Here is a 20150-nt window from a genome sequence, read left to right on the forward strand (position 1 = left end):
TTGTTGTTTACATTTTTTTGAATCACTGGTAGAGTATACATATCAAAAAGATATATATCAAAAAGATACAAAAGGAGTTCGCTATGGCTCAGAAAAATTATACGCAATATGCTTTGTTAGGTCTGTTAACGACCGGATACCATACTGGTTATACCATGAAGCAAATGATCGACGGCAGTTTAAATCACTTTTGGAAGATCAGCTATGGGCAAATTTATCCTACCCTAAAACTATTAGTTGATAAAGGATATGCAGAGGTCAGTGTTGCATCCCAGCAGGGAAAACCCGATAAGAAAGAATATTTTATCACTACGTCTGGAGAAGCGTATCTAAAACAATGGTTAGAGCAACCTGTACACGAACTTCCAATTGAAAAAAACGAATTGCTGTTAAAGCTATTCTTCAGTCGTCAACAGGATCACTCAACCACGATTACACAAATTGAAATTTATTATGAAAAATTGGTTGAGAGATGCGACACCTACGAAGGTATTAAAAAAATGATTCTCGCAGAGTCCTGCCAACATAAGGATGCGCCATTCTGGATCATTACTCTAGACTATGGGATCAGTACAACCCAAGCTGCAATGGAGTGGTGTATAAAGACAAAGGAAACATTACATAGTCTCAAGGAGGAATAAGATGGGTGCTGACATATTCAAAGGTAGATTTACAGTAGAAAATAGGAATGAAGATGATTTCGTCGTGTTTCTGATCGGTATGCGAATCAATAAGTGGTGGGCAGTACATAAATGGGTTCCTGTGTTTCTGGCTATGCCTCCTATGGTCAGAGAGCTTTTAAGTACCAAAGGTTTAGGATTCCTAAGTATGGAGAACTTTTTCAATCTACGTTCGACCCTCATGGTCCAGTACTGGGAGTCAGAAGATGATTTAATGAATTATGCAAAAGGCGAGAAACATTTGAAAGCGTGGAGGCAGTTCAATAGAAAAATAAGCAATAATGATTCTGTCGGTATTTATCATGAAACATATTTAATTAAACCTGATCAATGTGAGTCCATCTATGGGAATATGCCAAGGTTCGGATTAGCGAAAGCTTTAGGACACAAACCTGTTACAAATCACTCGAAAACCGCACGCCAACGCCTTGAAAGTGCAAATTAAGTGACCCCAAAATAGAACTTTGATACATAAGAAAAGGAGCTTGGATATCCAAGCTCCTTTTCTTTGCATCATTAATACACATGCACCGTCGGTTCTTCGTCACCCGCTTTTCGGATGATGACACTTTCCGGCGTCTTGTCGCTCATGATATTGACCTCAACATTATAGTAGTTATCGAACATTTCCACGACGAGTCCATACACATACTGGGTGAACCCGATGACTTCAGTTTCGGAATTGAACTGGATCGGGATGTCGATTTTGATGCTTCTCAGCTGGTCTTCGACATAAAAACCGTCTCCGATGAAACCGGTGAAATCAGGGAAATAGCTTGTGATTTCATTCCGGAATTCTTCCATCAGCTTGTAATCCTCAAAGTGATCGTTCCTTGCTTCGGATGAAGGGAACAACACATGCTTCTCAGGGATGTCCTTCCATTCTTTAATGGACATGCTTCCGCCTTTGACATAGGTCTGGGACACGAAATTCCCCGGAACCATCGATCCTGAATCTTCTTCACGGTACAAGGCAATCATGATCGGCATGTCCTGCATGCCATCGATCTGACGTACACGCTGCAGGATCTGATCTGCATATTGTTTCCCCTTCTGAAGCATTTCTTCTTCAGAAATATCCTCATAATACGTCGGTCCACCGATTTCCGTCTGGAACTGATATGTCGATTTCAAGGCAAGTCCTAATGAAACACCCGCCACTTCCACAGCGCCTTCCTTGTTTTTCCGAAGGAAGTTCTGTTCAAGGACGTGGGAAAGGAATTTAGGATTGTCCCTCAATTCATCTTCAGAGGATTCATCTTTCACCTCGGGGTTCAGTCCCTCTTCCGTATCTTTGGATTTACGCTCCAGCCATGAATAGACAAGGTCAGAGTTCAGGAACTGACCGGCCTGGAAGTAATAATCATCCGGATCGAAATATTCTTTCGAATGGCGCAGCAGTCCTGTTTCTAGTTCCCCGATATCGAGACGGTTGAATACCTGGCGGGTGATTACTCCACGCGCCTTGCCGACTTTCGGTCCGTCTTCTGTCAAAATCATTTTATAATCGTCTTCAGCTATATTATATCGCGGTACAATCGCTGTTTGTTGATCGGTGTCATTCGCATCCTGTACGATTTCTTCATGGTTGTCGTAGGCAGGAATACACGCGCTCAGCAAGAGGAGAGAGACCAACCATATTGCGTGAATCTTCCTCATGTTTTCCACTCCCTATGCATTCAATGCTTGTTTGAATCTATCTTCATCCCAAATCTCAACGCCAAGTTTCTCTGCCTTGTCATACTTCGATCCTGCATCTTCGCCAGCAATCAACAGGTCAGTCTTCTTGCTGACGCTGCCTGTCACCTTACCGCCAAGCTCTTCAATCAGCTGTTTCGCTTCAGAGCGGCCGTAGGTTTCCATTTTACCGGTGATGACGATTGTCTTCCCTGCAAATGGAGAGTCTTCCGGTGCATCGCTCTTTTTGCGGCCTTTATATTCCATATTCAAACCGAGCTCACGTAGAGAGCTGATCAGTTCAACGACCTTAGGCTCCTCAAAATAGCGGACGACGGAGTCTGCCATTTTATCCCCGATTTCATTGACGTCCGTCAATTGTTCGTAGCTTGCTTCCTGAAGGTTTTCCATCGTTTCGAAGTGTTCTGCCAGCGTTCTGGCAGCCTTTGATCCGACAAAACGGATGCCCAGTCCGAACAAAAGCTTTTCCAAGGAATTTTCTTTGGAAGCTTCGATCGCCTTCAGCAGGTTATCGGCGGATTTCTCGCCCATCCGCTCCAGCTTCAGCAGTTCTTCACGATCGAGCTTGTACAAATCAGCCATCGTATGGACGAGATTCTCCTGGAACAGCTGTGCAATCACCTTTTCACCGAGACCATCGATGTTCATCGCGTTTCTTGATACGAAGTGGATCAATGCTTCACGGAGCTGAGCCGGACAATCCGGGTTCACACAGCGAAGTGCCACCTCTTCTTCCAGTCGGACGAGCTCACTTCCACACTCCGGACACGTATCCGGCATGTAGTAAGGTTCCTCATCACCGGTGCGCTGATCTTCGACCACACGGACGACTTCTGGAATGATATCCCCAGCTTTCTTGATGACGACAGTGTCGCCGATACGGATGTCTTTTTCGCGGATCAGGTCTTCATTGTGTAACGAAGCACGCTGAACCGTCGTACCCGCAACCTTCACAGGCTCGAGAATCGCAGTCGGTGTAACTGCACCTGTACGACCGACGCTCAGTTCAATATCGATCAGCTTCGTAATTGCTTCTTCTGCAGGGAACTTGTATGCCACTGCCCAACGCGGACTTTTAGCTGTAAAACCAAGGTCTTCCTGCCGATCAAGGTCATCGACTTTGATGACGATGCCGTCAATTTCATAATCGAGGTCTGGACGTCGTTCCACCCAGCCATTGACATACTCGATTACTTCATCAATATTCTCGCATTTCTTCCATTCCGGATTCGTCTTCAACCCGATCGCTTTCATCTTTTCAAGGCGTTCACTGTGAGAAGTGAGTTCGCTGTCCTGCCATTCCCCTACCCCATACAGGAAAATATCGAGATTACGCTTGGCGGCGATTTTCGGATCAAGCTGACGGAGTGATCCAGCAGCTGCGTTACGTGGGTTGGCAAACGGCTCTTCTCCATTCGCTTCCTTTTCTTCATTCAATGCAAGAAAAGAGCGCTTCGGCATGAAGGCTTCCCCACGCACTTCAAGTGTACTCGGCTCGCTCAATTTCAACGGGATGGTACGGATGGTGCGGAGGTTTTTCGTAATATCCTCCCCTGTCGTTCCGTCGCCACGTGTTGCTCCACGAACGAATACACCGTCTTCGTATGTAAGCGAAACTGCAAGACCATCGATTTTAAGTTCGCATACATAGCTGACTTCCCCATCGGATCCTTCACGGACACGACGGTCGAAGTCACGCAATTCTTCTTCGTTGAAGGCGTTACCTAGACTGAGCATCGGCACATTGTGCTGCACTTTCACAAATGCATCAAGCGGCGGCCCTCCCACACGCTGGGAAGGGGAATCCGCCGTCATCAGCTCAGGAAATTCATTCTCGAGCTCGATCAGCTCGTTCATTTTTTTATCATATTCATAATCGGACACACTCGGATTGTCCTTAACATGGTATTCATAGTTGTACCGGTTGAGTTCCTCCCGGAGTGTCTCCACCTTTTTCTTCGCTTCCGTTTGATTCACGTTGGACACCTCACTTTATCCTTTTGTGATTGGTGCAAATTTAGCAAGCAGACGCTTGATGCCGACCGGTGCCGGGAAGGCGATATCGAGTTCCATCGATTCTCCTTCGCCCTGGACTTTGACAACGGTGCCTTCGCCCCACTTCTTGTGGACTGCTTTGTCACCTGCTTGCCATCCGAGTTTCTCGCTACCGGATGCACCACTCTTCTTCGCTGCACGCTTTGGAGCTGGTGCAGCAGGCTTGGTACTCTTTCCAAATGGTGTGTCCTGACTGCTCCGTTTGTTTTGGAAAAATGGCATGCTTTCCTTCTCCTGCTTGCCTTCCAGGAACTCCTCGGGGATTTCATTGATGAAACGGCTGACAGGGTTCATATTCGTGCGACCATAAAGCGTACGCATCTTCGCATGAGAAAGGAAGAGTTGTTTTTCTGCCCGTGTAATCCCTACATATGCAAGGCGTCGTTCTTCTTCCATCTCATCATCATCCATGATTGAGCGACTATGCGGGAAGACGTTCTCTTCCATACCGATCAGGAAGACGACCGGGAATTCCAGCCCTTTGGCGGAGTGCAGCGTCATCAGCACCACTTTGTTGTCGCCCATCGGATCGTCATCATCCATCGAATCGATATCCGCGATAAGAGCAAGGTCTGTCAAAAACGCGATCAACGTCTTGTCTTCACTTGTTTCTTCGAAGTTTTTCGTAACTGACTTGAACTCTTCGATGTTTTCCAGACGGCTTTGTGCTTCAATGCTTTTCTCGTTCTTCAGCATCTGTTCATAGCCTGTCTTTTCGATGACTTCCTCGACCATATCGGTTGCAGACAGGAATTCCTGCTGCTGGGTCCAGTTCTTGATCATCCGCTGGAAATCCATGATCGCCTTGGCCGCTTTCGCACTGACACCGACAAAATCGACTTCGGATGCCGCATCGTAAAGCGAGATATCATGGTCTGTCGCATAAGCCTGCAGTTTATCCATACTCGTCTTTCCGACACCACGTTTCGGTTCATTGACGACTCTGGCAAAACTGAGGTCATCATTCGGGTTGGCGATTAGACGCAGGTAGGCAAGCATGTCCTTGATTTCCTTACGATCGTAGAACTTCGTGCCGCCGATCATCTGATACGGGATACCCGCTTTGACGAACGTTTCCTCGATTGTACGTGACTGTGCGTTTGTACGATAAAGGATGGCAACATCTTTATAATTGTAATCACCGCGGTTGATCATCTCTTCGATTTTATTCGTAACGAACAAGCCTTCCTCACGTTCTGTGGAAGCTTGGTGGTAGAAGATTTTTTCCCCACCGGCATTATCTGTCCACAGACGCTTTGGCTTCCGTCCTGAATTGTTGTCGATCACCTTGTTGGCTGCATTCAGAATCAGCTCGGTCGAACGGTAATTCTGTTCAAGCAGGATGACCTTCGCGCTAGGGTAGTCCTTTTCAAAGGAAAGGATATTCTGGATATCCGCTCCGCGCCAGCGATAGATCGACTGATCCGAATCACCGACGACGCAGAGGTTCTCATACTTGCTTGCAAGCTGACGGACGAGCTGATACTGCGCGTGGTTCGTATCCTGGTACTCATCGACATGGATGTACTGGAAGCGGCGCTGATAGTATTCCAGCACTTCCGGTAACTGGTCGAAAAGGGTCAATGTCTTCATGATCAGGTCATCGAAGTCGAGCGACTGGTTTTTACGGAGACGCTTCTGGTAGCCTTTGTACACTTCCGCAATTTGCTCCTCGTAAAAGCTGCCGGCCAGGTTCGCGTAGTCGTCCGGCTCCTGCAATTCATTCTTCGCGTTGCTGATCGCTCCAAGCATTGCCCGCGGATCCCATTTCTTAGGATCAAGGTTGAGCTCTTTCAGCACCTGTTTGATGACAGACAGCTGGTCGCTCGAGTCCAGAATGGAAAAGTTGCGGTCATAGCCGATGCGGTCGATGTCCCGACGTAGAATCCGTACACACATCGAGTGGAACGTCGACATCAGAATCTGTTCTGCCTCCGGCCCGACAAGGCGTTCGACACGCTCCTTCATCTCACGAGCTGCTTTATTGGTGAACGTAATCGCCAGGATGCTTCTTGGCGACACATCTTTTTCCCGAAGTAGGTATGCAATCCGGTGGGTCAGCACACGTGTCTTCCCACTTCCTGCCCCTGCCATGATCAACAAGGGGCCATCGGTATGTGCTACTGCCTGTCTCTGTTGTTCATTCAACCCTTTCAAAAGGTCATTCGTTGCCTGTGCCATTTGGACAGCCTCCTCCTAGTTATTATCCTTTACTGCTTTGACGGTTTTTAACGCGGATTTGATATTGTCGTAGATGACGTTCCCGACAATGATACAGTCCGCATGTGCTTTCATCTGTTTTGCTTCATCTGGAGAAGTGATTCCCCCACCATAAAATAGACGCGTTTCATCAAGCACTTGTTTCACATCTTCGACAAGTGCTTCATCTCCGTACGTCCCGCTGTATTCCATATAGAAAATCGGGAGCTTGAACATGTGCTCAGCCATCCGGGCATACGCGATGACATCCTCATGATCCGGCAGGTTACATTCCGCATGTCTGAATGCTTTCGCATCTTCATTCAGGATGCAGTATCCCTCAACGAAAAGCTCCTCCCAGTCCATGATGTCCCCGTATTCCCTGATTGCCTGATGCTGCAGGTCCATCACCCATTCTTTATTGTTGCTGTTCAACACCATCGGCACGAAATAAAAATCGAAGCCTGGTGTAATCGAATCCAAATTGGATATCTCCAAAACGACAGGGACGGTGTATCTCCGCACCCTTGCCAGTAAATCAAGTACGCCATCCAGTGTCACATCATCCGTGCCACCTACGATAATCGCGTCTGTCCCTGAGTCGCATAGTTTTTCAAGATCCTGATCAGAAATTTCCTTGTTCGGATCAAGCTTAAAGACGTGTTCCCACGTTTTCACATTGTACACGTTCTTATCCTCCAATACCTGTATGTCCATTAGTCCATTATAGCAAAAATCGTGCCGGAGATTGAGGGATAACGACAGAAAATTGAAGGTCATCTTTTCGGTTGCTTTTGTACCAGAAGTTTAGGGCTTTTTGAATGTTTTTTGGGAGGGTAGGTTTTCCCATAGTGATTTGGGGCTAAAAACTAGTAAGGAGGTGCCGTGGGATGGGGAAGGAAGTATATCGCTGCAAGCAGCTGCCGAAGACAGGAATGGTCTACATTCCGATCAAATGGTGCAGGGAGTTCGGACTTGAGAGCGGAGACCAGGTCGATATCTATCATGATGGAACGGATATTTTCATAGAAAAAGCCTCGGAAGCCAGCCTGCATAACAAGCGGTACATCTCAGCCGCTAATTCCGTCAATATTCCCGTGGAAATACGTAACTACGCAGGCATCACCTCCAAGCAGGATTATTGCCTTTATGTAGATGAGACGAACGAACGATTCATCATTTCTTTGGTTGAATAGGAAAAGCATGGCCGTCGAGCCATGCTTATTTCAATCGGAACGATCGGATGACAAAAAGGATTACGGTGAGCATGATGACGCCTGTGAAGATAGGAATCTGAAGAGCCGCCCATTCGTTCGATCCTCGGATGGCAGATTGCACAATCTCCCAGCAAATGTACACGAACAGAAAGGTGATTTCTGTTTTAAGGACATTCATCATCAGCCGTGCATTTTGATATTGCTGCTCGACGTTATCCTTTGTTAGGTTCATATAATTGAAGGTATGCGGATACCTTTCGAGCATCGTCAATCCCACCCATAACACAACCATGATTGCAGGCAGGATCCATAACTCCGCTTTATCTCCGTACCGATCGACTTCTCCACGCCCGTTGAAGTGCATCGGAACTTTTTCAGGAAGCTTCGTATACATGACACTTACATAAATAACCGCACCGACCATCGCAATGAATGAAATGATATCCAAAAACCTTTCCAGCGATGTTTTTGGAATATCGATCTTCGGCTTATCCTCCACTGGTATCATCTTCTTCCAGTTATCACTCATGTTCATCTTCCTTATTCTTCCGATGATTGATGATGGCCAAGTAAATGACCGCTACGATTCCACCGCCAGCCATGACAATCGCTACGATATCTCCTCCGTCGACTTCCCCTAAGGAAAATGTCCAGACGAATGTCACAATCATGAAGATGGCGATGAACCATAGATAATTTCTTTCAAAAAACTTTTTCACGTTGCTTCATTCCTATCAAAATTAGTTCTGTTTTAGTTTACGCGGTTTCTTCCGTAGAAACCACTCCTTTGCAAAAATGGAGGATAGATTGTTTGTGATCCTCGTTGTCGAATAGGTCGAGCATCTCCCCGATTGCTATTGCAAATTCTGCGTAGGCGGTTCCTTTGGCAGTGATCCAGGTGTCACCTACTTCGACCGGTGCTCCTGAGTACCTCGCACCCTCGAATAAAGGGTTGAAATGTTCATAGGTTCCTGGCATGCAGGTGAAATCATGTCCTTTGAGCATTCCCGCTTTTGCGAGGAGCGTAGCTGATGCGCAAATAGACGCGACTGGTACTTGGCTTTCATAAGCCTGATTCAGCATGGTAATGACAGTGGTCTCTTTCAGGACTAAATCGATATCGTCTCCTCCAGGAATTAATACAAGATCGAAGTTTTCTGCATTGAAGTCTGCTGCTTTTCCATCGACTTGTGTTTTCATGCCTCCAAGACTTTCAACGTTCGCTCCATCGGCTGATACCGTGGTAATCTGTGCTTCCCCTATTTTTCTTAGTACGAAGAGCGGATGCCCTAGTTCAAAGTCTGCATATTGCGGAAATACAAGTAAGAGTACTTTTTTCATTATGTTCTCCTCCATTATTTTGTGTTGTATGAGTGGGTCGCCGGTAAATCGAAAAAGTAGCCGGAAAACAGGAGAACTCGCCGGAAAAACCGAAAACTTGCCGCAAAGCCTCCGAAAGTCGCCGGAACCGCCCGCGCGCCTCCTCCTGAATCAAGTAAAACAAAAAGAGACGCTCAGCACGTCTCATTTATTATGAAGATTTCACTTTCTCTTTCGGCTGAAACGTCGGACCTGGCGGTGATGGGAGCTGCCGGATTTCTTCATGCGACGTAGCCCTTCTCCGCTGCAGTTCGAGATTGAGACTCTCGTACCCGCGCTTCATGCACCAATGGAAATTAGCCATGAACACCGGCTTAAGAATGAACGATAGATATTTCAGCAGCGGCTTGTCCGCTTCTAAAATCCACAGCAGTTCGACGTTGACATACTCTCCATCCTCGGTGAGTTTCCACGTCCCTCTACCTGTAACGTCGCCGCATGCCCTTACCGAAACGCGGTAAGGTGTGCTTTCATTGACGTTGACAAGATTCCATTGCAATGTTGCCGGGAACCAACCACCTGTAGAGCGTAATGCGTACATGTTACCGCCAGCTTCTTTGACTACACCTGTATCTTCTATATCTAAAAACAACGACGGCCACCATCGTGGATAGTCAACCGCATTCGTAAGAATCTCGAACAATTCATCACGATTCCCTTTGACCTTCCACGTCTTACGCATTTCATATTGATTGGATTTCACCGGTATGTTTCCTCCCCAATGGTTTTACACGTACGTACCATTCGCAATACTTGTATACTTTCTACTAAAAGAAGGAAATTTCCTCTTTTGAATTTGAAAGTTTTTCAAATTATTGGTTCACTTCTACTTTTCCACAAAAATGTTCACTTAAATCCTCCGCAAGCCTTTCAATGATTTCCAGATTCCATTCTGCACGACGATTATCGTGAATGTCGAGCCACAGTTGATGACGCTTCGGCCAATACGTGATTTCGAGCACTCCTTTTTCTTTACCTTTCTTGAAATGCCAATGGTAGGACCCTTTCTTCGTACTGAGTGTCGTACGCTGGGTCAACTTAAGGCCATGTCGACCGGCCAATTCCTCAATCTCTTCACAAATGATTTCTTCATCCATCGGCTTTACTTTATGTAAATCTGAATCTTTCACCTCATAGGTCAGCATCGTACATCCTCCTCTATTGATAGTGATTAATCAGCTTCGCAGCTTTTTCGAGCATCATTGATTTCAACGTGTCGGGCTTTTTCACCACTGCTTCACTTCCCAGCTCCCAAACCATTTGTGCGTAATATTCCAGCTTCTCGACAGGGAGGCGCATTTCGATCCATCCGGTCCCATCTGCATACGTATGTAATGATTCACGAAACCATAGATTACTTTCAGCTCTTCTGACCCCATCGCTCGATAACTCGATCACCGTATCATAAGATTCTTCCGTTTCTTCTGGTGGTTCGAGCCAATCTCTGATACTTACCTCTTTCACAAAGCCAGGGGTCGGTATTTTTTCATTTGGATGAAGTGATGTAATTCGGTCCAGTCGAAACAGCCTGAATGCTTTTCTTAAATGGCAGAATGAGGGAGCGTACCAGTAACCTTTGTAGGAATAGAGACCGACAGGATGGATGGACCTCTCCTGCACCCCTCCGGTAGAAGCATAATGGATATCCACCTGATACTCGCCTAAAACAGCATCCATCATCCCCTTGAGAAACTGCTCCTCCTGAGCACGATGTGGATGCCACATACTTATTTTGTCTTTGACCTGATCGATTTGAACCTTTACGTCATCCGGCATCATTTTATAGAACTTGTTGGCAGCATCATTTGCAGAAGAATCAAATGGAGTAGCGCCAAAAAACTTCATGGAATCAATGGCAAGGTATACGGCAAGTGCTTCCTCTTCAGAGAACATGATCGGTGGCAGGAATCGATTGTCCAGAACACGATAGCCTCCGTTTCTTCCCATCTCTGAATAGATCGGATAGTTGAGTTCGCTTAACTCCTGCAAATCACGGGCAATCGTTCTTGAAGAAACAGCCAACAGCTCCGCCAGTTCGGAAATCGTCGTCCGTCTTTTGTTGTTCATTTCTAGAATGATTGTTATCAGCCGTTGGGCTTTTGACATAATTATCACCTAGATAAAGTTTATCATGAAAGTATGACATAACCTGTCATATATATTTGTTACAGTTGACTTATCAACAAAAAGGAGATGATTTTATGAATTCGGTTACTTACAAAGCAGATCAAAAAGATTTATTCAATAGGGAAGTTACAGAGGCCGGTTTGTCTTCAAGACTTTTGACTGATTACTTCGTTCAAGGCAACTGTGTCTATGAAAACATTGGGTCTTATAAAGAAGAAGATTCATTTGTCATTGAATTAGAAGAAATGCCTCACGAAGAGCCTTACCAAAATGCAACCGTACATAAAGGGGATACATGCTTACTCGAATATAGGATATTCACCGAAGCGATAGAAGATCGAATACTGATCAAACAGTACGAGTTCACCTCAAAGAATGAACTGCTTCCCCACCTATTACTATTTCGACCGCTTCTGGATGGTGTTCACTACAACCGGGTTTCTGGAGAGTATGATGAAGACCGGAATGTCTACACCGTCTATTTATCACGTTGACTTCAACTAAAAACGCCTGACATCGTTTTATGATATCAGGCGTTGGTGTTTAAGCTTCTTTATTTTTCTCTGCAAGACGATCAAGTGCAAGCTCGTATGCATCGTTACCATAGTTCAAACAGCGTTTGACTCGGGAAATCGTCGCTGTCGATGCACCAGTTTCATCTTCAATCTTATGGTACGTGAATCCTTCACGCAGCATACGCGCAACTTCAAGGCGCTGGGCCAGGGATTGGATTTCATTCATTGTCGCAAGATCATCGAAAAAGCGATAGCATTCCTCTACATCATTCAGCGAAAGGATCGCTTCAAATAGCTGATCCAGCGCTTTTCCCCTTAATTTATCGATTTGCATTTGTATTTCCTCCTTGTTTCATAATCAATTATAAGAAACGGACTGTTTGATTCCAGGGCTTTCCGGAACAATATTCACCCACGTCTGACCCGGCACGAATCCGACTGCTTCACCATCTTTGAATGGCAGGATGCGTCCATCGATGTTTTTCCAGGTAACCTCAATCTTTTGGCCTTTTTGGAATAAGTACCCATTTCCACCGCTTTTCAAATCTATTTTCCTTCTGCCGGCGGAATCATAGACTTGGTGCGCTGTTTCTACTACAAATACATTCTCCACACCAATTCTTGATTGATCCTCTTTATCCACCGACGGCTGCCCGTCACTGGACCTGAGGTATTTTCCTTCGGCTTCGTCATAGGTAAACGTGACGTATTCCCGTTCGTGGTACACCACTTTCACGCTGGCTGCTTCTTCACCATTGACCTCACCATCCGCTTTCTTGAAAGGTAAAGGTTCGATCGTTTTCGTTGATTCATATCCTTTACTTTCAAGACGGTCACCGATTCCTCCGGTAAGCAGGTAGGAATTATGCGGAGCACGACGGTCATTGGATCGCTTGAACAGTTTTCCATCATTATCATAATGGGCACCATCTAAAAAGTTGATACCATCATTACGAATCATATCATTGATGAAGTTCGCTGCGCCATGGTAGACGTAGACCGCGTCGTATCCATTGGCAATTTCAAAATAATACGGGCGCGCACTGCGAACCGGCCCGATCCGATCCGGAATATCACTGTGGAACAAAGCAAGGAATCGTGTGATCATTCCTTCAGCAAGTACCTCATAGACGACATCTGCTTTGTAAAGACCGGTCTGCGGACGTGCTTTCGAATGGTTGTTCACCATGACAGAAATGACACGATTTTCAATAGCCGCTTCATTCTCTGCCGGCTCTCCCGTCAATGGATAGACGGTGTCATATGTAGGTTCTTCCTTTTTTTCTTCCGGCTGTTCTTCCGTTGCTGGTTCCTCTGTCTCAATCTCTTTCGGTTCTTCCTGTTGTTTAGAGCTGTTTTCCTGATTTGAGCAAGCTGCAAGCAACGCAAAAATCAGGAAAACGACTCCCAAACTTAACTTTTTCACGTAGATCCACCCTTAACTTTTTCTTTTTCTATTAGTTACATTTTAACGCATTATCGCAGGAAAGAGTACCTCTTTCTTTTTCACATCGATAATACCCGCTGGCGTAACGCGTATGAAAGGCAGATGGACAGACGATAGGAACAATAATGTATAAACAGGATCCCCGAACTGGTAGCCGTGGGATTTGACCAGATCTGCAAGCACTTTTTCCTGTTCGATCAAGGTTTCCATGCTGACATCCGTCATTTTCCCGCCGACCCGAAGTGGCAGTTCGTAGACGACTTCTCCTTCATGAGCAAGCACGATTCCCCCACCTATCTCTTTCATGCGTTGGAATGCAAGTTTCATATCGCCTTTATTTTTACCTGTAAGAATGATGTCCCCTGTGTTGGAGTACGTGCTGACTAATCCGCCAAGGCTCGTCGTGAACCCTTTCAACAGCGTATTGACACGCCATTCTCCTTCTCGGTCCACAAGCATCAGGAAGGACTCATCAAAGTCCTTGGATATCTTCTGCATGGCAGGGTCGATGTTGACCGGATAAGGTTTCATGATGACATCGTTAGCCATCTCAAGACCGACAGGAGTCGAGAACTGAAGGTCATCTTCAGTCAGGTCCCAGTCCAGCTTGACCGGCGCAACGCCTTTCTCCTCCCATTCGAACGATTTGAATTGGTGGACGAGCTCCTCATCTTTCCGAATCCATTCCCCTTTTGCCAACACGGAATGTGGTGCAGGCTGATCTGGCGAGTTCAGAAAATTGATATGCGCCACACGGCCAGGTGCAATACTGCCGGTGCGGTGATCGATTTGGAAATGACGTGCGGCATTGTAGGAACCCATCAAATAGGCATCGATCACAGGAACTCCTGCATCAATCGCAATCTGAATGCACGTGTTCATCACACCATCGCGGTAATAACTTGGTGTCGATCCATCGGTCGTCATCATCATATGGTCGAATTGCGTATGCCCACGCTCAACCAGGTCTTTCAGGATTTCCGGAAGGTCCGGTCGAATCGAAGAATAGCGCAGTCCGACGTTATAACCTAACCGCAGACGTTTAAGTACATCATCTGCCGTCATCGATTCATGATCGGAATTGACGCCGAGCAGCATCATTTTTGTAAGTGTACGGTCTGAAGAACCTGGCAGATGCCCTTCGATCGGCTTGCGCAGCCGTGTCGTTTCCTGCATCCAGTGCAGCATCTGGTCATCGCCATTCATCACTTCCGGCCATGCTGTCAGTTCACCGCCCTGAATGACCGCATCATGCTCGAGCCAGTCCATCATGTCGCGCTCGAACTTGCGCTGGTCTTTTTCCTGGAGCATCGACTGGGAATCATAGCGCGACCACCAGAAGACGGAAGCAGGCAACTGAGCCAGTTCTTCCAACAAAGAAAACGCTTTCTTTTTGTCATGTAAAAAAAGCCACATCAAATTATCATTGACGAGCGTCGTCGTTCCTGTCTGCGTTGCATAATGAGCAAGACTCTGGGGATTATATAACTGGAACGGATGAGCGTGCGGCTCCACATATCCAGGTACGAGGTACTGCCCTTTGGCATCGATGACTTCGGTACCCTCTGTCGTTTCAGGCAAGTCCTCACCGACATAGATGATCCTGTCCTGATAGATCCATATATGGGCGTCCATCCATTCTTTCATATGCACGTTGAGATAGGTTGCATGCTTGATCAATTTTGTCGGCGCAAGTTTTCCATCCATGACAGCGACATGTTCTCTCAGCTGTTTGTTGCGCCAGCGGAATCGTTGTTCATTCATTATCCCAAACACCTCGTTCCTCTAAAGCTGAAAAGTATTTTTTCTATCGTAACATAGGAAACAGTTTCACGCAGTAAAGTTTTGAAGGGAGTTTTGTAAAAAATGAAACCGAATATCGGAATTATGAATGCCATGCTGAGAATTACCGTCGGACTGACGATGATCAGCTTCTTTTCGATTCTGGCACTGAAAAAGCCGAATCGGTCGCCAAACCTGTGGGTGATCGGAGTTGCTTCAATGAAAGTTGCGGAGGGTATTCTGAGGTACTGTCCGCTTACTGCTATCTTTAACGCTGCATCAGGCCGGACGCAAGGTCAGCAGGGGCAGCAGGATCAAGGGCAACAGCAGAACGGCCAGACGTACAATCCATCATAAAAAGGGTCTGGAATCCAGACCCCCTTTCTATTCAAAGTTCGGTGTTTTCTGATTAAAGTGAGCGTTTTATTGATTGAAACCTTCTGTTTACTGATTAAAAAGTAAGCGTTACTAATCAAAATTCTGCATTTTCTAATCAAAACTACTTGAAGGAGTGCTAACCCTATGGAGAACGTACTCGAATACGTCACAGATACAGGCTTCGTCATCACGGCGGTCATCGGCAGCATCGTCGCTGTGCTTTATCTACTTTTCCGTAAGCGAGGAACGTAACGCGCCTTTACCGATATCCGTACGGTAGAAAAAGTCGTCATGAAAGTCGAGCGGATTCAAGCTTGCATACACGGTGTCGAGCGCATCAGACAGCCGATCACCTTTGGCTGCTGCGAGCAGCACTCGTCCACCGTCCGACACGAACCCTTGCTCCAAACGTTTTGTGCCTGCATGGACGATCCACGCTCCATTAGAAACCTCAATAGCAGGAATAGCTACACCTTTTTGATAGGATCCAGGGTAACCGGCAGATGCCAGCACGACGCCTGCACAATGCGCATCCTCCCACTCAAGCTGTGGATCCTCACCGTTCAGCACGTCCTCGATCACCTGGACAAGATCATTTTTCATCAATGGCAATACAACCTGCACTTCGGGGTCGCCGAATCGGGCATTGAACTCGATGACTTGCGGGCCTTGCTCCGTCTGAATCAGCCCGGCGTACAGGATGCCTGTAAATGGACGATCTTCCTTCACCATCGCCTTCGCAATCGGCTTCAAAATCCGCTCCACTGCAACACCAATTTCCGAATCTGTCAAAAACGGTACTGGCGCATAAGCACCCATGCCACCAGTGTTCGGGCCACGATCGCCATCGTACGCACGTTTATGGTCCTGCGAAGGGATCATCGGATAAACATCCTCCCCGTTAACGAATGCCATTAGCGAAAATTCTTCCCCAGTCAAAAATTCTTCGATGACGATTTCATTGCTCGCCTCACCGAACTGCCCTTCAACCAACATATCATCTACCGCACGCTGCGCTTCCGCTACTGTCTCAGCAACAACGACGCCCTTTCCTGCAGCAAGGCCGTCCGCCTTCACAACAATCGGTGCACCCTGTTGCTCAATATATGCTTTTGCAGCATCTGCATCATTAAAAACTTGGTAAGCTGCAGTCGGAACCTCGTAAGTCTTCATCAGGTCTTTGGCAAACTGCTTGCTTCCTTCGAGGATGGCAGCAGCTTTCGATGGTCCGAATGCCTTCAATCCTTTTTCCTGGAAAGCATCCACCACACCATCCATCAACGGATTCTCAGGTCCGACAATCGTCAGATCGACCGCATGCTCATTAGCAAAACCGATCAATCCCGCCGTATCCGTCTCTTCGATTGCCACCCGCTTAGCGACCGCTTCCATGCCGGCATTTCCGGGTGCGGCAAAAATCTTCTCCACTTTATCACTTTCCGAGAGCTTCAAGGCGATGCTGTGCTCTCTTCCACCACGTCCGATCACCATTACGTTCATCGTTGTCGCACTCCCTTTTCATTAGTGTTTGAAGTGACGCATGCCTGTAAATACCATCGTTATTCCGTGCTTATCACATGCATCGATCGAATCCTGGTCACGCTTCGAACCGCCTGGCTGGATGATTGCTTTGATTCCAGCTGCAGCCGCTGTTTCGACTGTATCAGGCATCGGGAAAAATGCATCCGAGGCCATGATCGCGCCTTGTGCCTTTTCGCCAGCTTGTTCAAGTGCGATTTTCGCAGCACCGACACGATTCATCTGACCGGCACCTACTCCCAGCGTCTGATCTGCCTTCGCAACTACGATTGCATTCGACTTCACATGTTTGACCGCCTTCCAGCCAAGCTTCAAGTCTTCCATTTCCTGCTGTGTCGGTTCACGCTCCGTGACACACTGCAGTTCCACGTCTTCAAGTGTCCCTTTATCAAGATCCTGGACGAGCAATCCACCTACGACTGAAGTCAACTTATGAGCCGCACCTTCTGAAGGCGTCATGTCGACTTTCAATAGGCGCAAGTTTTTCTTTTGAGTCAGCACTTCTAACGCAGCTTCACTGAACGCTGGAGCGATGATGATTTCAAGGAAAATCTCTTTCATTTTCAATGCTGTTTGCTCATCGACTTCGCGGTTGACCGCTACAATTCCGCCGAAGATGGACATCGAGTCAGCTTCGTAAGCTTTTTGATAAGCTTCATAAATACCTTCACCAGTGCCGACGCCGCAAGGGTTCATATGTTTGACCGCAACGGCCGCAGGTTCTGAAAATTCTAATACGATTTCAAGCGCTGCGTTCGCATCCTGGATATTGTTGTAAGAGAGCTCTTTCCCATTCAACTGCTCAGCATCTGCAAGCGACACCCCTGCAGCTCCAGACTTTTTGTAAAAGGCGGCACGCTGGTGTGGGTTCTCCCCATAACGCAGGTCCTGCTTTTTCTCATAAGTAACGGTGTACGTTTCCGGAAATTCAGCTTCAGTAAGTTCATTGAAGTAACCGGCAATCATCGCGTCATACGCTGCTGTGTGACGGAACACTTTAGCTGCCAATTCACGGCGTGCTTCATAGGAAAGCTCTCCCTCACCCAGTGCGTTCACTGTAATCTGATAATCTGCTGGGTCCACCACGACGACGACATCTTCAAAGCTTTTCGCAGCAGCTCGAAGCATCGTCGGTCCACCGATGTCGATGTTCTCGATCGCATCCGCTTCCGTGACGTCAGGTTTTGCAATCGTTTCTTTAAAGGGATAGAGGTTAACGGCGACAAGATCGATCGTTGAAATTTCAAGGTCACTCAGCTGCTCCATGTGATCGGGATTATTCCGTTTCGCCAACAGGCCGCTATGGACAGCCGGGTGCAATGTTTTCACCCTTCCGTCCATGATTTCCGGGAAGCTTGTGATATCAGAAATGGACATGACCGGAAGTCCTGCCTCTTCAATCACCTTTTTCGTACCTCCAGTAGAGATCAATTCATATCCAAGTTCGACTAGTGACTGGGCGAATTCTGCAATGCCTGATTTATCGGACACACTTAATAGTGCGCGTTTTTTTTCGTTCATTGTACTACCTCCTCAGCGATTAATTCCTTGATGACTGCTGGATATAACCTGTGTTCGACTGCCTGGATTTTCTTCTGCAATGTTTCACGTGTATCGTTCTCATCGATCCGGACTGCTTCCTGATCGATGATCGGTCCTGTATCCATGCCGGCATCGACGAAATGGACGGTAACTCCGGTCACTTTGACACGTTTATCGAATGCCTGGCCGATGGCATCTTTGCCCGGAAACGCCGGTAACAAGGATGGATGGATATTCACGATCCGGTTTTCATAAGCTTCGAGCAGAGTCGGGCCGATCAGTCGCATGTACCCGGCAAGAATCAGCCATTCGATTCCTTTTTCCCTGCAGGCGGTCAGCAGTTCATTTTCATAAGCTGCTTTATCAGGGTAATCTTTTGCTGAAAAAACAAATGTCTCGATGCCTTGTGCTTCTGCTTTTTCAATCACACGTGCACCCGGACGATCACAGACGACGAGGCTGATTTCCGCCTGGACTGCACCGCGCTCGATTTCTGCTGCGATCGCATCGAAGTTGCTTCCGGTTCCTGATGCAAAAACTGCAAGTCTCCTCATGCCCAGTGAATCCCTTCTTCATCGGTAACTTTTCCGATGATTGCTGCTGGTTCGTCCGCCTGTTTCAACTGCTCAACGACTGCTTCTGCGTCAGCAGCATTAACGATCGCCACCATTCCGATTCCCATGTTGAAGACGCCGTACATTTCTTCCGCTTCAATGTTTCCGCGTTCCTGTAAAAAGCCGAATATCTCAGGAACTTCCCAGCTTCCTTTTACAATCGTACAGCCAAGGCCATCCGGAAGTGTCCGCGGGATATTCTCGTAAAAACCGCCGCCAGTGATATGCGCCAGACCTTTGATTTCCGCAGCCTGCTTCATTGTTTTAACCGCATTCGAATAGATTCTCGTAGGTGCCAGAAGCGTTTCACCGAGGGTTGACGATAGCCCTTGATAAGATTCATGGAAATCAAGTCCTTGTTCGGCAATGATGTGCCGTACAAGTGAAAATCCATTCGAATGAACACCGCTCGATGGCAATCCGATCAGCACATCTCCAGGTTTGACTTCGGCACCGGTAATCAAGAGTTCTTTTACAGCAATTCCGACGACAAAGCCGGCGAGATCGTACTCTTCCTCATCATACATGCCAGGCATTTCTGCCGTTTCTCCGCCGATCAGCGCACAGCCGGACTGCTCGCAGCCATCAGCGATCCCTTTGACGATTTGCTCAAGCTTCTCGGGATTATTTTTTCCACATGCAATGTAATCGAGGAAAAAGAGTGGATCAGCACCCTGTGCCAAGATGTCATTGACGCACATCGCCACAGCATCCACTCCGATCGTATCGTGTTTGTCGAGTTCAAATGCAAGTTTCAGCTTCGTGCCGACGCCGTCCGTTCCAGTCACTAGCACCGGATGCTGATAGGAAAACCCACTAAGGTCAAATAAACCAGCAAAACTCCCGAGCCCTCCGATGACTTCATTGCGCATCGTTCGCTGGACGTGCTTCTTCATCCGTTCGACCGCTTCGTATCCAGCCTCGACATCAACACCAGCCTGCTTATACTTCGTACTCATCGTATCCCCTCTTTCCCA

23 protein-coding genes are annotated in these 20150 nt (G+C 47.1%); 6 read left to right on the top strand and 17 right to left on the bottom strand.

The annotated features are described in order from the left end of the window. Positions 1 to 83: 83 nt before the first annotated feature. Together ACFQ2J_RS17605 and ACFQ2J_RS17610 are read left to right on the top strand one after the other, a co-directional pair. The gene (locus tag ACFQ2J_RS17605; RefSeq protein ID WP_386063695.1) at positions 84 to 641 is read left to right on the top strand and encodes a PadR family transcriptional regulator; all 558 of its coding nucleotides are present in this window, start codon (positions 84 to 86) and stop codon (positions 639 to 641) included. A gap of 1 nt (position 642) precedes the next feature. Next, positions 643 to 1125 (top strand): DUF4188 domain-containing protein, encoded by a 483-nt coding sequence (locus tag ACFQ2J_RS17610; protein ID WP_386063698.1) that lies wholly within the window; start codon positions 643 to 645, stop codon positions 1123 to 1125. A 71-nt stretch (positions 1126 to 1196) separates the two neighbouring features. Here the strand turns inward: ACFQ2J_RS17610 and ACFQ2J_RS17615 are convergent, their stop codons facing one another. From ACFQ2J_RS17615 to ACFQ2J_RS17630, 4 genes are read right to left on the bottom strand one after another with little or no spacing between them, the layout of a single operon-like run. Beyond that, entirely contained in the window at positions 1197 to 2339 is a 1143-nt protein-coding gene (locus ACFQ2J_RS17615; protein WP_386063700.1) for a CamS family sex pheromone protein, read from the bottom strand. A 12-nt stretch (positions 2340 to 2351) separates the two neighbouring features. Then, positions 2352 to 4355: an NAD-dependent DNA ligase LigA gene (gene ligA / locus ACFQ2J_RS17620; protein ID WP_386063702.1), complete on the bottom strand. Its 2004-nt coding sequence runs from the start codon at positions 4353 to 4355 to the stop codon at positions 2352 to 2354. A gap of 15 nt (positions 4356 to 4370) precedes the next feature. After that, entirely contained in the window at positions 4371 to 6614 is a 2244-nt protein-coding gene (pcrA, locus tag ACFQ2J_RS17625) for a DNA helicase PcrA (RefSeq protein WP_386063705.1), read from the bottom strand. Positions 6615 to 6629: 15 nt separating this feature from the next. Beyond that, positions 6630 to 7319, bottom strand: coding sequence for a heptaprenylglyceryl phosphate synthase (locus ACFQ2J_RS17630; protein ID WP_386063708.1), 690 nt, complete (start codon positions 7317 to 7319; stop codon positions 6630 to 6632). Positions 7320 to 7522: 203 nt separating this feature from the next. Between ACFQ2J_RS17630 and ACFQ2J_RS17635 the strand changes: the two genes are divergently transcribed. After that, entirely contained in the window at positions 7523 to 7828 is a 306-nt protein-coding gene (locus tag ACFQ2J_RS17635) for an AbrB/MazE/SpoVT family DNA-binding domain-containing protein (protein WP_386063711.1), read from the top strand. A gap of 25 nt (positions 7829 to 7853) precedes the next feature. Here the strand turns inward: ACFQ2J_RS17635 and ACFQ2J_RS17640 are convergent, their stop codons facing one another. The 6 genes from ACFQ2J_RS17640 to ACFQ2J_RS17665 form a co-directional block, all read right to left on the bottom strand. Then, on the bottom strand, positions 7854 to 8378 hold the full coding sequence (locus ACFQ2J_RS17640; protein WP_386063714.1) for a DUF1648 domain-containing protein: 525 nt from the start codon (positions 8376 to 8378) through the stop codon (positions 7854 to 7856). Then, positions 8371 to 8568, bottom strand: a complete 198-nt coding sequence (locus ACFQ2J_RS17645; RefSeq protein ID WP_386063717.1) for a hypothetical protein — start codon at positions 8566 to 8568, stop codon at positions 8371 to 8373. Before ACFQ2J_RS17645 ends, ACFQ2J_RS17640 begins: the two co-directional genes overlap by 8 nt. A 37-nt stretch (positions 8569 to 8605) precedes the next feature. Then, positions 8606 to 9190, bottom strand: coding sequence for a DJ-1/PfpI family protein (locus tag ACFQ2J_RS17650; protein ID WP_386063720.1), 585 nt, complete (start codon positions 9188 to 9190; stop codon positions 8606 to 8608). A 190-nt stretch (positions 9191 to 9380) separates the two neighbouring features. Next, on the bottom strand, positions 9381 to 9932 hold the full coding sequence (locus tag ACFQ2J_RS17655; protein WP_386063723.1) for a hypothetical protein: 552 nt from the start codon (positions 9930 to 9932) through the stop codon (positions 9381 to 9383). Between the two features lie 109 nt (positions 9933 to 10041). Beyond that, positions 10042 to 10374, bottom strand: a complete 333-nt coding sequence (locus ACFQ2J_RS17660; RefSeq protein WP_386063726.1) for a hypothetical protein — start codon at positions 10372 to 10374, stop codon at positions 10042 to 10044. A gap of 13 nt (positions 10375 to 10387) precedes the next feature. After that, on the bottom strand, positions 10388 to 11335 hold the full coding sequence (locus tag ACFQ2J_RS17665; protein ID WP_386063729.1) for a helix-turn-helix transcriptional regulator: 948 nt from the start codon (positions 11333 to 11335) through the stop codon (positions 10388 to 10390). Positions 11336 to 11430: 95 nt separating this feature from the next. On the opposite strand from ACFQ2J_RS17665, the gene ACFQ2J_RS17670 reads away from it, so the two are divergent. Beyond that, positions 11431 to 11850: a hypothetical protein gene (locus ACFQ2J_RS17670; RefSeq protein ID WP_386063732.1), complete on the top strand. Its 420-nt coding sequence runs from the start codon at positions 11431 to 11433 to the stop codon at positions 11848 to 11850. Positions 11851 to 11899: 49 nt separating this feature from the next. Here ACFQ2J_RS17670 and ACFQ2J_RS17675 read toward each other — a convergent pair whose 3' ends face one another. Genes ACFQ2J_RS17675 through ACFQ2J_RS17685 form a run of 3 tightly spaced genes read right to left on the bottom strand, consistent with a single transcriptional unit; the run spans position 11900 to position 15082 of the window. After that, complete coding sequence (locus tag ACFQ2J_RS17675) at positions 11900 to 12205, bottom strand: YerC/YecD family TrpR-related protein (RefSeq protein ID WP_386063734.1); 306 nt, start codon at positions 12203 to 12205, stop codon at positions 11900 to 11902. Between the two features lie 24 nt (positions 12206 to 12229). Beyond that, positions 12230 to 13297 (bottom strand): DUF3048 domain-containing protein, encoded by a 1068-nt coding sequence (locus ACFQ2J_RS17680; protein WP_386063736.1) that lies wholly within the window; start codon positions 13295 to 13297, stop codon positions 12230 to 12232. A gap of 42 nt (positions 13298 to 13339) precedes the next feature. After that, a complete protein-coding gene (locus tag ACFQ2J_RS17685) occupies positions 13340 to 15082 on the bottom strand; it encodes an adenine deaminase C-terminal domain-containing protein (RefSeq protein ID WP_386063738.1) in 1743 nt (580 codons plus the stop codon). Positions 15083 to 15184: 102 nt separating this feature from the next. Between ACFQ2J_RS17685 and ACFQ2J_RS17690 the strand changes: the two genes are divergently transcribed. Both ACFQ2J_RS17690 and ACFQ2J_RS17695 read left to right on the top strand, forming a co-directional pair. Continuing rightward, a complete protein-coding gene (locus ACFQ2J_RS17690) occupies positions 15185 to 15457 on the top strand; it encodes a YgaP family membrane protein (RefSeq protein WP_386063741.1) in 273 nt (90 codons plus the stop codon). Between the two features lie 165 nt (positions 15458 to 15622). After that, positions 15623 to 15730 carry an EYxxD motif small membrane protein gene (locus tag ACFQ2J_RS17695; protein ID WP_386063743.1) on the top strand — a complete coding sequence of 36 codons (108 nt, stop codon included), beginning with the start codon at positions 15623 to 15625 and terminating at the stop codon, positions 15728 to 15730. Here ACFQ2J_RS17695 and purD read toward each other — a convergent pair. The 4 genes from purD to purM are packed head-to-tail and all read right to left on the bottom strand — an operon-like array spanning position 15704 to position 20132. After that, the gene (gene purD / locus ACFQ2J_RS17700; RefSeq protein ID WP_386063746.1) at positions 15704 to 16978 is read right to left on the bottom strand and encodes a phosphoribosylamine--glycine ligase; all 1275 of its coding nucleotides are present in this window, start codon (positions 16976 to 16978) and stop codon (positions 15704 to 15706) included. The genes ACFQ2J_RS17695 and purD overlap by 27 nt on opposite strands. Before the next feature lie 21 nt (positions 16979 to 16999). Continuing rightward, a complete protein-coding gene (purH, locus tag ACFQ2J_RS17705; RefSeq protein WP_386063749.1) occupies positions 17000 to 18538 on the bottom strand; it encodes a bifunctional phosphoribosylaminoimidazolecarboxamide formyltransferase/IMP cyclohydrolase in 1539 nt (512 codons plus the stop codon). Next, positions 18535 to 19113, bottom strand: a complete 579-nt coding sequence (purN, locus tag ACFQ2J_RS17710) for a phosphoribosylglycinamide formyltransferase (protein ID WP_386063752.1) — start codon at positions 19111 to 19113, stop codon at positions 18535 to 18537. Before purN ends, purH begins: the two co-directional genes overlap by 4 nt. Continuing rightward, complete coding sequence (gene purM / locus ACFQ2J_RS17715; protein WP_386063755.1) at positions 19110 to 20132, bottom strand: phosphoribosylformylglycinamidine cyclo-ligase; 1023 nt, start codon at positions 20130 to 20132, stop codon at positions 19110 to 19112. Before purM ends, purN begins: the two co-directional genes overlap by 4 nt. Positions 20133 to 20150 lie beyond the last annotated feature (18 nt).

The organism is Thalassobacillus hwangdonensis, from assembly GCF_042675915.1.
Lineage (GTDB): Bacteria > Bacillota > Bacilli > Bacillales > Halobacillaceae > Thalassobacillus_A > Thalassobacillus_A hwangdonensis.

What these genes read in the sequence shown, in the direction of transcription:
- ACFQ2J_RS17605 (WP_386063695.1), top strand. Translation starts at nt 84, where the DNA reads ATGGCTCAGAAAAATTATACGCAATATGCTTTGTTAGGTCTGTTAACG.
- ACFQ2J_RS17610 (WP_386063698.1), top strand. Translation starts at nt 643, where the DNA reads ATGGGTGCTGACATATTCAAAGGTAGATTTACAGTAGAAAATAGGAAT.
- ACFQ2J_RS17615 (WP_386063700.1), bottom strand. Translation starts at nt 2,339, where the DNA reads ATGAGGAAGATTCACGCAATATGGTTGGTCTCTCTCCTCTTGCTGAGC.
- pcrA (WP_386063705.1), bottom strand. Translation starts at nt 6,614, where the DNA reads ATGGCACAGGCAACGAATGACCTTTTGAAAGGGTTGAATGAACAACAG.
- ACFQ2J_RS17635 (WP_386063711.1), top strand. Translation starts at nt 7,523, where the DNA reads ATGGGGAAGGAAGTATATCGCTGCAAGCAGCTGCCGAAGACAGGAATG.
- ACFQ2J_RS17640 (WP_386063714.1), bottom strand. Translation starts at nt 8,378, where the DNA reads ATGAGTGATAACTGGAAGAAGATGATACCAGTGGAGGATAAGCCGAAG.
- ACFQ2J_RS17650 (WP_386063720.1), bottom strand. Translation starts at nt 9,190, where the DNA reads ATGAAAAAAGTACTCTTACTTGTATTTCCGCAATATGCAGACTTTGAA.
- ACFQ2J_RS17660 (WP_386063726.1), bottom strand. Translation starts at nt 10,374, where the DNA reads ATGCTGACCTATGAGGTGAAAGATTCAGATTTACATAAAGTAAAGCCG.
- ACFQ2J_RS17665 (WP_386063729.1), bottom strand. Translation starts at nt 11,335, where the DNA reads ATGTCAAAAGCCCAACGGCTGATAACAATCATTCTAGAAATGAACAAC.
- ACFQ2J_RS17670 (WP_386063732.1), top strand. Translation starts at nt 11,431, where the DNA reads ATGAATTCGGTTACTTACAAAGCAGATCAAAAAGATTTATTCAATAGG.
- ACFQ2J_RS17675 (WP_386063734.1), bottom strand. Translation starts at nt 12,205, where the DNA reads ATGCAAATCGATAAATTAAGGGGAAAAGCGCTGGATCAGCTATTTGAA.
- ACFQ2J_RS17685 (WP_386063738.1), bottom strand. Translation starts at nt 15,082, where the DNA reads ATGAATGAACAACGATTCCGCTGGCGCAACAAACAGCTGAGAGAACAT.
- ACFQ2J_RS17690 (WP_386063741.1), top strand. Translation starts at nt 15,185, where the DNA reads ATGAAACCGAATATCGGAATTATGAATGCCATGCTGAGAATTACCGTC.
- ACFQ2J_RS17695 (WP_386063743.1), top strand. Translation starts at nt 15,623, where the DNA reads ATGGAGAACGTACTCGAATACGTCACAGATACAGGCTTCGTCATCACG.
- purD (WP_386063746.1), bottom strand. Translation starts at nt 16,978, where the DNA reads ATGAACGTAATGGTGATCGGACGTGGTGGAAGAGAGCACAGCATCGCC.
- purH (WP_386063749.1), bottom strand. Translation starts at nt 18,538, where the DNA reads ATGAACGAAAAAAAACGCGCACTATTAAGTGTGTCCGATAAATCAGGC.
- purN (WP_386063752.1), bottom strand. Translation starts at nt 19,113, where the DNA reads ATGAGGAGACTTGCAGTTTTTGCATCAGGAACCGGAAGCAACTTCGAT.
- purM (WP_386063755.1), bottom strand. Translation starts at nt 20,132, where the DNA reads ATGAGTACGAAGTATAAGCAGGCTGGTGTTGATGTCGAGGCTGGATAC.